This window comes from bacterium, assembly GCA_031082185.1.
GTDB lineage: Bacteria > Sysuimicrobiota > Sysuimicrobiia > Sysuimicrobiales > Humicultoraceae > VGFA01.
The window spans coordinates 1-13,492 of the sequence record JAVHLI010000001.1; the positions used below are offsets into that span (position 1 = coordinate 1).

The 13,492-nt window shown below is 66.4% G+C and carries 14 protein-coding genes and 1 pseudogene; 13 read left to right on the plus strand and 2 right to left on the minus strand.

Annotated features, from left to right (window positions below; genetic code table 11):
* Both RDU83_00005 and RDU83_00010 read left to right on the plus strand, forming a co-directional pair.
* On the plus strand, positions 1–364 hold a 364-nt coding region (locus RDU83_00005; GenBank protein MDQ7839396.1), incomplete at its 5' end, for a transposase.
* A 39-nt stretch (positions 365–403) separates the two neighbouring features.
* Positions 404–1,102 (plus strand): annotated as a pseudogene (locus RDU83_00010) (IS1 family transposase).
* Here the strand turns inward: RDU83_00010 and RDU83_00015 are convergent.
* A complete protein-coding gene (locus RDU83_00015) occupies positions 1,091–2,746 on the minus strand; it encodes a DNA methyltransferase (GenBank protein MDQ7839397.1) in 1,656 nt (551 codons plus the stop codon). The pseudogene RDU83_00010 and the gene RDU83_00015 sit on opposite strands and share 12 nt — an antisense overlap.
* Before the next feature lie 322 nt (positions 2,747–3,068).
* Between RDU83_00015 and rpsF the strand changes: the two genes are divergently transcribed.
* The 7 genes from rpsF to RDU83_00050 all read left to right on the plus strand — a co-directional run bounded on the left by rpsF (position 3,069) and on the right by RDU83_00050 (position 9,475).
* Positions 3,069–3,539: a 30S ribosomal protein S6 gene (gene rpsF, locus RDU83_00020; GenBank protein ID MDQ7839398.1), complete on the plus strand. Its 471-nt coding sequence runs from the start codon at positions 3,069–3,071 to the stop codon at positions 3,537–3,539.
* A gap of 24 nt (positions 3,540–3,563) precedes the next feature.
* Complete coding sequence (locus RDU83_00025) at positions 3,564–3,956, plus strand: single-stranded DNA-binding protein (protein ID MDQ7839399.1); 393 nt, start codon at positions 3,564–3,566, stop codon at positions 3,954–3,956.
* A 37-nt stretch (positions 3,957–3,993) separates the two neighbouring features.
* Complete coding sequence (gene rpsR, locus RDU83_00030) at positions 3,994–4,239, plus strand: 30S ribosomal protein S18 (GenBank protein ID MDQ7839400.1); 246 nt, start codon at positions 3,994–3,996, stop codon at positions 4,237–4,239.
* Positions 4,240–4,287: 48 nt separating this feature from the next.
* The gene (locus RDU83_00035; GenBank protein ID MDQ7839401.1) at positions 4,288–5,274 is read left to right on the plus strand and encodes a YybS family protein; all 987 of its coding nucleotides are present in this window, start codon (positions 4,288–4,290) and stop codon (positions 5,272–5,274) included.
* Positions 5,271–5,717, plus strand: coding sequence for a 50S ribosomal protein L9 (gene rplI, locus RDU83_00040; protein MDQ7839402.1), 447 nt, complete (start codon positions 5,271–5,273; stop codon positions 5,715–5,717). The genes RDU83_00035 and rplI overlap by 4 nt, the downstream gene beginning before the upstream one ends.
* Before the next feature lie 194 nt (positions 5,718–5,911).
* Complete coding sequence (dnaB, locus tag RDU83_00045) at positions 5,912–8,257, plus strand: replicative DNA helicase (protein MDQ7839403.1); 2,346 nt, start codon at positions 5,912–5,914, stop codon at positions 8,255–8,257.
* Positions 8,258–8,335: 78 nt separating this feature from the next.
* Entirely contained in the window at positions 8,336–9,475 is a 1,140-nt protein-coding gene (locus RDU83_00050; GenBank protein ID MDQ7839404.1) for a citrate synthase, read from the plus strand.
* 3 nt (positions 9,476–9,478) lie between these two features.
* On the opposite strand, the gene RDU83_00055 is transcribed toward RDU83_00050, so the two are convergent.
* Positions 9,479–10,282 (minus strand): alpha/beta hydrolase, encoded by an 804-nt coding sequence (locus RDU83_00055; GenBank protein MDQ7839405.1) that lies wholly within the window; start codon positions 10,280–10,282, stop codon positions 9,479–9,481.
* A 178-nt stretch (positions 10,283–10,460) separates the two neighbouring features.
* Between RDU83_00055 and RDU83_00060 the strand changes: the two genes are divergently transcribed.
* From RDU83_00060 to RDU83_00075, 4 genes are all read left to right on the plus strand, one after another.
* Positions 10,461–11,183 (plus strand): sigma-70 family RNA polymerase sigma factor, encoded by a 723-nt coding sequence (locus RDU83_00060; protein MDQ7839406.1) that lies wholly within the window; start codon positions 10,461–10,463, stop codon positions 11,181–11,183.
* A 101-nt stretch (positions 11,184–11,284) separates the two neighbouring features.
* A complete protein-coding gene (locus RDU83_00065) occupies positions 11,285–11,917 on the plus strand; it encodes a histidine kinase (protein MDQ7839407.1) in 633 nt (210 codons plus the stop codon).
* A complete protein-coding gene (locus RDU83_00070; protein ID MDQ7839408.1) occupies positions 11,914–12,759 on the plus strand; it encodes a LytTR family DNA-binding domain-containing protein in 846 nt (281 codons plus the stop codon). Before RDU83_00065 ends, RDU83_00070 begins: the two co-directional genes overlap by 4 nt.
* Positions 12,671–13,480 carry an SDR family oxidoreductase gene (locus tag RDU83_00075; GenBank protein MDQ7839409.1) on the plus strand — a complete coding sequence of 270 codons (810 nt, stop codon included), beginning with the start codon at positions 12,671–12,673 and terminating at the stop codon, positions 13,478–13,480. Before RDU83_00070 ends, RDU83_00075 begins: the two co-directional genes overlap by 89 nt.
* Positions 13,481–13,492: the final 12 nt, after the last annotated feature.

Below are 13,492 nucleotides of genomic sequence, written 5' to 3' on the forward strand. Positions count from 1 at the left end.
CTGGGCCCAGTACGCCCACAACATCCGGACCGCCGAGGTCCTCCGGTTCCTCCAGGTCTTGCGCCGCCACTTGCCTCGCGGCTTCACGCTCATCTGGGATCGCCACCGTCCACACTGGGCGACGCGGGTGCAGACGTGGCTGGCCCCGCGCCGGCGGATCGTCGTCGAATGGCTCCCGCCCTACGCTCCCGACCTCAACCCCGTGGAGCATGTCTGGGGCCACACCAAGTACGGCGACCTGGCCAACTTCACGCCGGACAACCTCCCCGCGCTGGAACACGCCGTGCTTACCTCCCTCGCCCACACGCGGGGACAGCGGCACGTCCTCGCGGCGTTCTTCCGGGCGGCTGGGCTGGAGCTCTAAAGTGTACCATTACTTAGGCAAGGATCAATAAGAGGGATCGGCGTGGCCTGCGCGGAGTATCAGGACGAGGTTCCTCGCAGACCCACCTGCCGGCGGATTCAGTGTGACGAGGTGTGGGCCTTCTGCTACGCCAAGGAGAGGAATGTCCCCGACGAGCATAAGGGCGAGTGGGGCTATGGGGATGTATGGACGTGGGTTGCCCTGGACGCCGATAGCAAGCTGGTCCCGTCCTGGTACCTGGGACGGCGGGACGCGGAGGACGCCTCGGTCTTCATCGCCAACCTAGCCGAGCGCCTGACGCACCGAATCCAGTTGACCACAGACGGTCACGCGGCCTACCTGGACGCCGTAGAGGGCGCGTTCAAGTATGACATTGATTACGCCATGCTCATCAAGCCCTACGGTACGGAACCGGCCAAGGAAACCCGGTACAGCCCGGCAGTTTGCATCGGGGCGAACGCCAAGGTGATCGAGGGGAAGCCTGACCCGAACCTGATCTCGACCAGCTATGTCGAGCGGCAGAACCTCACGATGCGGATGCACATGCGGCGGTTCACTCGGCTAACCAATGCTTTCTCCAAGAAGGCCGAGAACCTGGCCTGCGCCCTGTCCCTCCACTTCATGCACTACAATTCTTGCCGCATCCATCAGACCCTAAAGATGACCCCGGCCATGGCCGCAGGCGTAGCCGATCACATCTGGTCCATAGACGAGCTGGTCGCTCTCCTACCGAACTGATCCTTTCTTGTGCGTCGTGCGGTACGTCGCCTTAGGTTCAGCGACGAGCGGCAATTGCTCCGCGTTCTTTTCTGCTTTGGCCTTCGGAGCTTTCTTGAAGGTCACATTCACCTGAGCGGACGGCGGGTAGTCGATCCGCTTGCCGCCAAGCAGTTCGGCCACGGTCAGGACTTGCAGGCGCTGGAACTTCTTCCCCCACCCAGGCGAGAAGTAGAAGCCCGCCCCGGCCGCCTCGACGCGCATCGGCTGCGTCGGCTCCTCCAGGGTGAGGAGCACGCCGATCTCGGCCTTTTCCCGCTCGATCACGCCGCGAAGGTCGCGGACATCCTTGACCCCGACGCCACCGCCTTTCACCGACAGGACGATCTGCTTGGTCTTCGCGCCCTCGGCCTCGTCGTGGAAGTAGAGGCGGCCGTCTATGCCCCTGTCTGCGCCCTTCTTCTGTTCGATTGGCCGCGCCCCCACGAGACCCAAGGCCCACCACTGGAACTGGTACTTATCCTGCGCTGCGAGCGCCTCCGCGTCGGGCAGCGAGACGGGCTCGCCGGTGACCCGGTAGGCTGCACTATCCCCGAAAGCGTCCCGAAGCCGGTGCTTGATGAGGGTGATCGCCAGGTGCGTGATGTCTATGCCGATCCACCGCCGGTTGAGCCTCTGCGCCGACGTGATGGCAGTCCCGCAGCCACAGAACGGATCGAGCACAAGATCCCCTTCGTTCGAGCTGGCCTCGATGATGCGCTCTAGAAGCGCTTCGGGTTTCTGTGTCGGGTAGCCGAGAGACTCATTACCGGCCGCTTGTTGGATGTCGGTCCAGTCGTCCGTAACGGTTCGTCCTTCAGAGTCGGCCAGATACTTTTTGTATTGCGGGACTGCGCCGGGTTTCAGTTGAACCACGAGCCCGTCCTTGTAGCTGCGCTCCATTCGCTCCCGCGTCCATCGCCAGACGCGGGTCACTCCGAGAAACTCATACGTGAGGTTCGGCCGGTCATCATTCGGATTGAGTAACGGCAGAAGGCGATACCGTCCGTGGCTGTCGTGGTGGCGGTACGCTTTCTCGACGTAGTCTGGATCGTGCTCCGCATAGACCATGTGGAACGTGACGTGGTCACTCTTCGAGTATCTGAGAATCACGTCGCGACAGTTTGGGAAGTTTACCTTGTGGAGACTCTTCGGATTTGACCTCCGCCAAGATATTTCGTTCCTGAAGTTCTGCGGGCCAAAAACGCCATCCATGAGGATCTTGAGGTAGTGACTGGCGGTCGGATCACAATGGAGATAGATCGATCCGGTTGGCTTCAGGACGCGCCGTAGTTCGAGGAGGCGCGGAGCCATCATCGCGAGATAGGCGAGCATGTCGCTTTCGCCGAGAAACGCTCGGAACGCTTGCATCGCTTGCGACACACGCCCGTCGGACTCGACCACTTCCTCAAAGGCGCGGGCTGCGCCTTCGTCCCAACGCCACGTATCCTCGAAGGCTTTGATTTGTGACGCAGCTTGCGTGCCATCTCTCTCAGCGAACAGCACGTTATAGCTCGCGTTCGAGTTGAAGGGTGGGTCGAGGTAGACAAGGTCTACCGTCTCGTCCTTGAGGTAGCGGCGGAGGATGTCCAAGTTGTCGCCGTAGTAGAGAAGGTTGCCCTGCATGGCTCGCTCCTGGGACAGTACCCGCCCGTCCAGGAGCCGGGTTCGACCGAACCGGCTGTTCAACCTGCCTGGGAGGAAGGACGGGTTCCGGCCGGAGCTTCGTCAAATTGACCCACCACCCCACGCCCCCTGTACTTGTGTCTCTCCCCGACCGATGGTACAATTGGCGTCGCTTGCAGAACGCGCGGCGCGTCCGACAACGGGCGGAATGCCGCGCGTTCCTCCTGCCCCCCTCAGGTGCCAACCGAAAGGGGGGCTGCGGGCGGAACGCCCTTCAGGTCCAGTTCCATGGGCCTGAAAGACCAGAGGAGGAGGGGCTGCGTTGCCTCAGTATGATCTTGTCTATATCGTCAAGCCCGATCTCGACGCCGAGGCCATGAGCTCGGTCATAGAGCGGGCAACCCAGCGTTTGATCGAGCAGGACGCGGCGATCGAGCACACGGACGTCTGGGGGAAGCGCCGTATGGCCTACCCGATACAGAGGTACCGGGAAGGCCACTATGTTTTTGTCCGGCTCTCGGTGTCCGGAGACCGCATCCCGGAGATCCGGCACGGCCTGAAGGTCATCGAGGACATCCTGCGCACCTCGATCACCGTCGCCGTGGGGGCGATCGCGCCCCCGAAGACTGCGCAGCCGGCGCCAGCACCTTCCGAAGTGCCGGTTGTTGTTGCCGGCCCGCAGCCCGAGACCCTGCAATCTGAGCCGCCGCAGCCGGATCCGCCGCAGCCCGAGCCGTCGCAGCCGGAGCCGCTGCAGCCCGAGCCGCCGCAACCTGCGCCGCCTGGCACCTAGACCGCCTGAGGGGGAGGGAGCGCTGTGCTTAACAGGATCATACTGATCGGTCGGCTCACCCGTGACCCAGAAATGCGGTACGTTCCCAGCGGGCATCCGGTTGCCTCGTTCTCGCTGGCGGTGGATCGGCCGTTTGCCAACCAGCAGGGCGAGCGCGAGACCGACTTCATTGACATCGTGGCCTGGCGCAAGCTCGCCGAACAGGTCAGCCAGCATCTCAGCAAGGGGCGCCTGGTGGCCGTCGAGGGCCGGTTGCAGATCCGATCCTACGAGACCCAGGACGGCCAGAAGAGGAAGGTCGCCGAGGTGGTGGCGGACGCGGTCCGATTCCTCGACCGGAAAGCGACCGGTGCTTCGACTGGAACCACCGAGGGCGGGGAGTTCGCCGAGGAGAACGAGCAGGAAGTGCCGTTCTAGCTGACGCGCACCAGAGCTGTGACACGGAGGCATTTGCATGGCAGAGGCACCCAGAAAGCAATGGCGCGGACGCAAGCCCAAGCGGAAGAGCTGTGCGTTCTGCGCGGAAAAGGCCAAAGAGATTGATTACAAGGACGCCCTGCGCATTCGCCGGTTCGTCACCGACCGCGGGAAGATCTTACCGCGGCGGGTGTCTGGGAACTGTGCGAAGCACCAGCGGCTCCTGGCGGTGGCGATCAAGCGGGCGCGCGAACTCGCGCTGCTCCCCTACGCCGGAGAGTAGGCCGGCCCGCCGGGAGAGGACCTCCTGGCGCGCGCCCGCAGCCCGGTGATGCCGGCGCGGCGCATGCGCACTCAGGGCCTGACAGAGGGCGCCATCCTGGCGGCGCTCGTGGCGGTCTTTGCCGTCGCCACCCAATATCTGCCCCTGGTTGGCATCGCCACGGCCCTGCTCTGCCCGCTGCCGCTGGCGGTTCTGGTTATTCGTCACGGCCTGCGAGTGGCGGCGGTCGCGGGCATTGCAGCCGGCCTGGTCGGTGCGATGCTGGCCGGCCCACTGCTGGGACTCGCCATTCTGGTCTCATTCGCCCCGATGGGAATTGTGTTGGGCATAGGCGCCCGCCGCGGCTGGGCGGCAACGCGGGTTGTACTGACCGGCGGGCTTGTGGCCTTCGTTTCGACCATTCTGAACTACCTGGGACTGATGGGCGGCACTAGGATTAGCATGGCCGAGATGGCCCGCACCATGGAACGCAGCGTGGAGACCTCCGCCGGCCTCTACGCGCGCTTGGGCCTATCCCAGGCCCACATAGATTCGGTCTCCGCCCAGATGCGGGATTTCGCGCGGCTGCTTCCCTATCTACTGCCGGCGATGCTGGTCTTCGGCGCCGTCTTCGCGGCATGGCTGAACTACGAGGTGGGCCGCCGCGTGCTTGCCCGGATCGGATACCGGCTGGACCCATTGCCCCCGGTGCGGACCTGGCGCATCCCGACTGCTGGAATCTGGCTCGTGCCGCTGGCCTACCTTCTGTTGGCGCTGGGCCTGCGGCCTGGAGCTCCGGCCGTCCTGCAGAGCGCCGGATGGAGTCTGATGCTGGCCACGCAGAGCGCGTTCACGCTGCAGGGGATCCTGGCCGGCTGGATGATCCTGGGCAACCTTGGATTCGGTAGATTCGCGCAGGTGCTCGCGGTGGTCATCGTCATGACGGTTCCTGCGCTGGGCATCGTAGCCCTGATGCTCGGAATCCTGGACTCGGCGCTCAGGGTTCGGGAGCGATGGGGAGTTCCACAGGCATCCGCCAGGGAGGAAGAAGCATGAAGGTTATCCTGCTCAAGGACGTCCCCGGGACCGGCAAGGCCGGAGCCACCTGTGAGGTCAAAGAGGGCCACGCGCACCACTACCTCATACCCAGCGGCTTGGCCGTGCCTGCCAGCGAGGGGGCCCTGCGCGCCCACGAGTACAAGCAGCAGGCCGCGCAGCGGCGCGCAGAGCGCGACCGCGCCGAGGCCGACGGCCTAGTCAGCCGGCTGGAGGGCGTGGTGCTTGAGGTGCGCGGCAGGGCAGGCGAGGGCGGGAAGCTGTTCGGCTCGGTCACGTCCCAACAGATCGCCGAGGCGCTGGCCGGGCGGGGTTTCGCCGTGGACCGCAAGCAGATCGAACTGGAGGAGCCCATCCGGGTCCAGGGTTTCTACCGGGTACCGGTGCGCGTCCGGCCGGGTAGGGTGATAAGAATAGATCTCAACGTTATCGGCACGCGGTAGGGGGTAGCCCACATCCTGTCCACGCGTTATCCCCATCGTATCCCGCGGAATTTTCCACTTACCCACAGCTCATCCCAAAGGAGATGCACAGCCGCTCGGCCGAAGCACTACACGAACGAAGTCCGTGCCCAATTGACATACCGTACATATGTTCGATATCATGGGTGGGCCAGGCCCCCAAGCAGGAGTTCGCCGTGAGCGCAAACCCGCCCGTTGACCGGGTACCCCCGCAGAACCTGGAAGCCGAGCAGAGCATCCTGGGCTCGATGCTGCTGGAACGCGACGCCATCGCGCGCGTCGTGGAGCTGGTGAGAGCGGAGGATTTCTACCGCGATGCGCACCGTCGTATCTATGAGGTCATCACCGGGCTGTTCGAGCGCGGAGAGCCGGCCGATCTGATCAGCGTCACCGATCGTCTGCGCGTTCAGGGCCTCCTCGACGACGCCGGGGGGGCGGCGTACGTGACCTCTCTCCTGCACGCCGTGCCCACTGCCGCCAATGTGGAGTACTATGCCCGGATGGTTGTGCAGAAGGCGATGCTGCGGCAGATGATCTCCGCCGGCACGCAGATCGTCGGCATGGGATTCCGCGAAGATCAGGACGTCGAGCAGCTTCTGGACCAGGCCGAGAAGATGGTCTTCAGCATCGCCAGCAGGAGGATGGGGCAGCACTTCCTCCCGATCTCCGAGGTCCTGCGCGAGAGCTTCGAGCAGATCGACCGCCGCTACCGAGACAAGGGCACGATCAGCGGAGTGCCCACCGGGTTCGCCGAGCTCGACAAGATCACCGCGGGGCTGCAGCCTTCCGACCTGATCATCATCGCGGCCAGGCCCGCAATGGGCAAGTGCCTGAAGTTCGATGCCGAGGTTGTGGACGCGTCCACGGGAGAGGTCCGGACGATCCAGGAGATGGTGGCCGCCGGGCAGGCCGCGCTGCTCACGCTGGGTCACGACCACAGGTTCCGGCCCGCTGCTCCCAGTCTGTTTGTGGACGACGGAGTCAAGCCCGTCTTCCGGGTCACGACCAGCGGTGGCCGGTCGGTCGAGACCACGCTGACGCATCCCTTTCTGACGCCGTCAGGGTGGGAACCCCTGGCCGCGCTTGCACCGGGGGCGCTGATTGCCGTCCCGCGCCGGCTCCCAGTGTATGGGCGGGCAGACCTGCCTGATCACGAGGTCAAGCTGCTGGCCTACCTCTGCAGTGGGCGGCTTCCGGCCCGCCCGCAGATTGCGGAGGACTTCTCCGACGCCGCCGCGGCCGCCGAGGCGATCCTGGCCGGGGCGCGGGGCCGGCGTGTGGCGCAGTCCGGCATCAGCGGGGGCAGCGAGGGCGGGGCCGCGGTGGCCGATCTGTTATGGCGTTACCCCGAGATGGGACAGCCGCCGCACCTCCGGGCGCTGCCGAATGCGGTATTCACGCTGCGCCGCGAGAAGCTGGCGCTGTTCCTCAACCGGCTGATGGGCGCCCTGGCTGAGGTCAGCGAGCAGCCCCACGGCTACCAGGCGCAGGCGATATTTCCATCCGCGCGCATGGCGCGCGGCGTCCAGCACCTCCTCCTGCGCTTCGGCGTACCCGCCGCGCGCCGCGACGGCACGCTCAATCTGGGCATCAGCGCCACGCTCGCTCTGGTACGGGAGGCGGGCATCTTCGGTTGGGAGCGGTTGCGGAGGTGGGCACGCAACGCCCAGCGTTCGCTGCTCGACGAGATTGACGTGATGTGGGAAGAGGTGGTCTCGATTGAGGAGGTCGGGCTCTTCCAGGTCTACGACCTGACCGTGCCGGAAACCCACAACTTCGTAGCCAACGACGTCTGCGTGCACAACACCACCCTTGCCCTCAACATCGCTCAGCACGCCGCGGTTAAGCACCAGATACCGGTAGCGATCTTCAGTCTGGAAACGAACAAGGAGCAGCTCGTCCAGCGGATGCTCTGCAGCGAGGCGCAGGTAGACTCCTCCCGGCTGCGCAGCGGCCATCTGAGCGACGCCGACTGGCCGCGTCTGGCCACCGCAATGGGGAAGCTGAGCGAGGCGCCGATCTTCATTGACGACTCATCCACGCTATCGGCGATCGAGATGCGGGCCAAGGCCCGCAAGCTGAAGGCCGAGCATGGGCTTGGGTTGATCATCATTGACTACATTCAGATGATTCAATCCTACAAGCGGTCGGAGAACCGGACCCAGGAGGTTTCGGAAATCGCCCGCTCGATCAAGTCGCTGGCCAAGGAGCTGAACGTCCCGGTGATCGGGATCTCGCAGCTTTCCCGGGTGGTGGAGGCAACGGGCAGCCGCCTACCGCAGCTCTCTCACCTTCGCGAGAGTGGCGAGCTCGAGCAGGTGGCGGATCTGGTGCTCTTCATATATCGCGAGGAGTACTATGACGAGGCCAAGGCGCGGGCGGAAGGCAAGCAGCACCTCGCCGAGATACGAATCGCCAAGCACCGCAACGGGCCAGTGGGGAACGTCGAGATGTTCTTCAACAAGGAGCACGGCCGGTTCCGAGATCTCGACCGGAAGCACACGGGCACCGCGGGATCGTAGGAGCCCCGGGCACGGGCGGGGAATAACCGCGCGCCCTGTGGCGTCATTCCCTAGAGAACTACCGAGGTGGCCGCACGCGTGTCAGGGGCGAGCAATGTACAGGCACAGGAAGGTCTGGAAGGCGTCGTTGCCGGGGACTCTGCCATCTGCCTGGTTGACGGGGAGCGCGGGCGGCTGGTGTACCGCGGCTACGATGTCGCCGACCTGGCAGAGCACGTCACGTTTGAGGAGGTCGCCTACCTCCTCTGGCACGGCGAGCTACCCACGCGGAGCGCGCTCGACGCCCTGAGGTCCGCCCTGCTGCGGGCCGGCTCCATCCCGGGGCCTGCTCTTGCCCTGCTTCGGGAGATTCCCGCAGGCGCGCAACCGATGGCCGTGCTGCGGACCATGGTGTCGGTGCTGGGGCACTACGATCCCGAGGCCGGAGACGGCTCGCCCGACGCCAACGCACGCAAGGCAGTCCGCCTGACCGCGCAGGTTCCCGCCGTGATCGCCGCGTTCCACCGCCTGCGCACCGGCGGCGATCCGCTGGCACCGCGGGCCGGACTCAGCCATGCCGGCAACTACCTTCACATGCTGGGAGGGAAAGCTCCCGATGTCCAGGCGGCACGCGCCCTCGACGTAGCGCTCATCCTGCACGCCGACCACGAGTTCAACGCCAGCACCTTTGCCGCGCGCGTGACCGCGGCTACGCTGTCAGACCTCCACTCGACGATCGTCTCCGCGATCGGGACGCTCAAGGGGTCGCTTCACGGGGGAGCCAACGAGGACGTGATGCGCCTCCTCGAGCGGATCGGCAGCCCGGACAGGGTCGAGCCGGTTCTACTTGAGATGCTGGAGGCGAAGAAGAAGATCCCGGGATTCGGTCACCGGGTCTACCGCGCCGAAGATCCGCGCGCAGGGTTCCTCCGCAAGATGTCGGAGCAACTGGGAGAGCAAAGCGGCGATCCCCTGTGGTACCGTCTGACGCGCGGGGTAGAAGAGGTGATGACCTCACGGCGACACATCTTCGCCAACGTGGACCTCTATTCCGCGTCGGTCTACCGCGCCCTGGGAATCCCGATGGATTTCTACACCCCGACATTTGCGGTAAGCCGCATAGCGGGATGGACCGCGCACGTGCTGGAGCAGTACTCGGACAATCGCCTCATACGGCCGCTTGCTCATTACACGGGCCCGAACGACCGCTCCTATGTGCCCCTTGAGGCGCGCGGCTGATGATTACCCGGCCGTCGGGAACTCGGCTGTTAGGAACTCGCGGACCGCGCGCGTAAACGCCTCCGGAGCCTCCAGGTTCGACATGTGCCCGGCGGAGGGAATCCGGACGAGGCGGGCGTTCGGCAGCGCCGCGACCATTGCCTCGGCCGCCTGCGGGGGAGTCAGCGTGTCCTCCTCGCCTACAACCACGAGGGCCGGTACCTTGACCTCACCCAGCAGTGACCTGCTGTCCGGCCGCGATGCCATCGCGGACAGCGCCGCGGTGAGGCTGCGTGCCGTAGGGGTCCCAATGATCTCCAACACGGCCTGGATTACCCCGGGCCGCTGCGCCCTGGTGGTGGGACCGACCAACTGCCCGGCGAACTCCTTTAGATACCCCGCGGGGCCCTTGTTCTCGATGCGCGCGATGGCCGCGCGGCGGCGCTGGCGACCCTCCTCGGTGTCCGGCTCTGCGCGTGAGTCCGCGATCAGGAGGGCGCTGACGCGGTCCGCGGCGAGGGCCATCACGCGGAAAGCCACGTATCCACCCATGGAAAGGCCCCCCAGCGCGAAGCGCGGGCAGCCCAGCGCGTCCAGCAGCGCGAGCACATCCTGGGCGTAGGCGTCCATGCTCATGGGATTCCTTGGGATCTCCGAGTCGCCGAATCCCCGGAAGTCTGGCGCTATCACCGTGAACCGGTCGCGCAGCCCGGCCACCTGAACACGCCACATCGCGCGATTCAGCGGGAACCCGTGGAGCAGCACAAGCGGCGTCCCATTGCCCTCCATGTCGTAGCCCATTCTGATCCCGCCGACCTCTGTGTGCACGCGCCACCCCTGTTTCTTCCCATCATAACGCACGTGCGTGCGTTTGATCCCCTTTACGTCCCTGTGGGAACCGCCTGGCCTGGATCTGGCCCCAGTTGGCGCTCTGCCGGTCCCTTCCAGAAACCACCGTGGCATCCTCATGGCGGCCGAATCGCCCGCCTGATCATGGGGAGGAGCCATGGAACAGCCCGCACTGAAATCCGCCGCAGTGGAGCCGCACCTGCCTCTGGTGGCGGCGATCGCCAGGGCGATGGGACGCAGGTTGCCTCCAACCGTGGAGGTGGACGACCTGATCAATGACGGCGTGCTCGGCCTCATGGATGCGCTGAGCCGCTACGATCCGCAACGCCGCGTCGGCTTTTCGACCTACGCCGGCCACCGGATCCGCGGCGCGATTCTGGACGGACTGCGTAGGCGCGACCCGCTGCCGCGCGCATACCGGCGTCTCCAGAATGGCGAGCCCATCCGCCGGATCCAGTTCCTGGCGCTGGACGAAGCCATGATGGTGCCCGACGGCGAGGAGCGAAACCCAGAGGCCGCCGCGGTGGAAGCCGATCTCAGGCGGCAGGTGTGGTTGGGCTTGGCAGCGCTTCCGCCGCGCGATCGTCAGGTACTGGTTCTGCGCATGGTCCGCGGGCTGCCGCTGCGCGAGGTGGCGGTGCACCTCTCGATTTCGATTACACGGGTGGCGGAAATCCAGACACGAGGGCTGGCCCGCATGCGGCGTTTCCTCACCGGCGAGCCGGTCTCTTGTTCGCGTCGCGTGGCGTCCACCCCGGGTAAAGGGGGCAGGCAGGGAGAGAGGGGAAGGCAGGAGGCGCCCGCGCCCACCCCGAACCGTACCCCTGCCTCCGTCCACATATGTCCGCTCCCTCCGCCGGTTACGGTCGGGGCGGGCTGATCGCGCGGGCGGCGGGTCCCCGCACCGGACCGCAAACAGGCGTTGGGACACCCTCATTGGGCGTCCCCAACCGCGGCGCGCCACTGGAGGGCAGGAGTCCGATGTCCGGCCATCGCCGGGGTCCCAACCAGGACCGAGTCCTGCGCATCTTTCCCGCGCTTCAATCCGGCGCTTGGGCGCACATGCTGTCCAACGCGCTCAGTTTGGTCGGCGCCCTCCTGCGCCGGCGTCCTGAAGCGGCCGAGGACCTGCTGGCGTACCTTGCGGACCACCTGCGCCACCAGGTCGCCCCCCGCCTGCCCCTGGTTTCGCTGGCGGACGAACTGCGCGCAGTGCTCGTTGTGATCGGAATCGAGCGGGCCAGGCTGGGCGGCCGGCTCCGCCTCGAAGTGGCATGTACTCCACAATCGCTGGTAGCGCAGGTTCCCTCCCTGGTGCTGCAGCCGCTGGTGGAGAACGCCGTCCGCCACGGGATCGCCAGGCGTCCACAGGGGGGCCGTGTCCGCATCTCCGCGCGTGTGACCGGGAAGGTTCTCCATCTGGTCGTGTCGGACGACGGCCCTGGGGTGCGGCGCCCGCTGGTCTCCTGCGGCCGCGCCGGCTGGGGATTAGTTGGGGTCCGGATGCGGCTGGTCGCGCTCTGCGGGTCCTCGGCCAGGCTGCGGCTCCTGGGCCGGGATGGAGCCGGGGCCATGGCAGCGATCAGCATACCCGCGGTGTTCCTCACGCCGTGAGCGCCCCCGGCGGCCTGCGCGCGGTCATCGCCGATGACGAAGCCGGCGCGAGGGCGCACCTGCGCACGCTGCTCCTTGGTGCCGGCGTGCAGACCGTCTGCGAGTGCGAGTCGGGCGGCGCCGCGCTCGAGGCGGTCGCCGCGATGGACCCAGACCTCCTCTGTCTGGACGTGCGCATGCCCGGGCCGGACGGCATCGAGGTCGGCCGGCTGCTGCGGGCCGGGGGAGGGCCGGAGGTTATCTTCACGACCGGATATGCCGACTACGCCGCGGCGGCCTTCGATCTAAACGCAGCCGACTACCTGCTGAAGCCGCTTTCCGCGGCGCGTGTGGATGAAGCGGTGCGCCGGGTTCGGGCGCGCCTCGCGCACCGCCCCCGGGCGGAGTCCGTTCCGCCCGTGTCGCGTATCTTCGTACCCGCGGACGAACACCACGTGGCGGTGGCGCCCGAGGACATCCTGTACGTGGAGGCGCGGGATGGCGCCAGCTTGATCCACACCGATGCCGGCGTGCGGGTGGTGCGGGTTTCTCTGTCCCGGCTTCAGCGGCTGCTGGCGCAGTTCGGTTTCATGAGAACCCACCGGGCGTACCTGGTCAACCTGCACCGAGTACGTGCGTTGGTGCCGTGGTCGCGCCACGTGCACAGCGCCCTGCTCGACGGCGGGAAGGAGACCCACGTCCCTGTCGCCAAGTCACGAATTGCCGCGTTTCGATCCAGCGTGATCTGGATGGCGCAGGCAGGAGGAGGCAGGGATGGATCTGGGGCTTCGAGGGAAGGTGGCGATGGTCTCCGGCGCCAGCGGGGGGCTGGGCCGGGCAATCGCCGAAGGGCTGGCCGCTGAGGGCACAGCGGTTGCGATCTGCTCGCGCTCCGAAGGCGCGATCATTGCCGCGGCCGAGGCCATCAACTCCAACACGCAGGTCGCCGCCGCCGGAGGGCAGGCAGTTCCCGTGGTCGCGGACGTGAGCCGCGAGGCGGACATCGCGCGGTTTGCGGCGCAGGTGCTGGAGCGGTGGGGCCGCGTGGACATCCTGGTGACGAACAGCGGCGGCCCGCCCTCGGGACCGGTGACCTCGCTGGCGGACGTGCAGTGGGAGTCGGCCGTCCAGTCGCTCCTGCTCTCCGCGGTTCGGCTCTCTCGGGAGGTCATTCCCTCGATGCAGGCACGCCGTTGGGGACGGATCCTGCACGTCGCCTCGTTCGCGGTCAAGCAACCCGTGCCCAACCTGGGCCTCTCGAACTCCGTGCGCATGGCGGTCGTGGGTCTGGCCAAGACTCAGGCGATTGAGCTGGCTCCCCACAACATCCTGGTGAACACGATCTGCCCTGGTCCAATCGCCACCGATCGGTTGGCGGCGCTCACCCGGCAGTACGCGGAGCGCGAGGGCTTGTCCCACGACGCCGCGGTGCAGCGCCTCTGGATCTCCCAGATACCACTCGGCCGGCTGGGTGAACCCGCCGAGTTCGCGAACCTGGCAGTCTTCCTGGCATCCGAACGCTCCAGCTTCATCACCGGCGGCACGTTCCAGGTGGACGGCGGCGCGGTGCGCGGGCCTTTCTGAGGGGAGGATCGA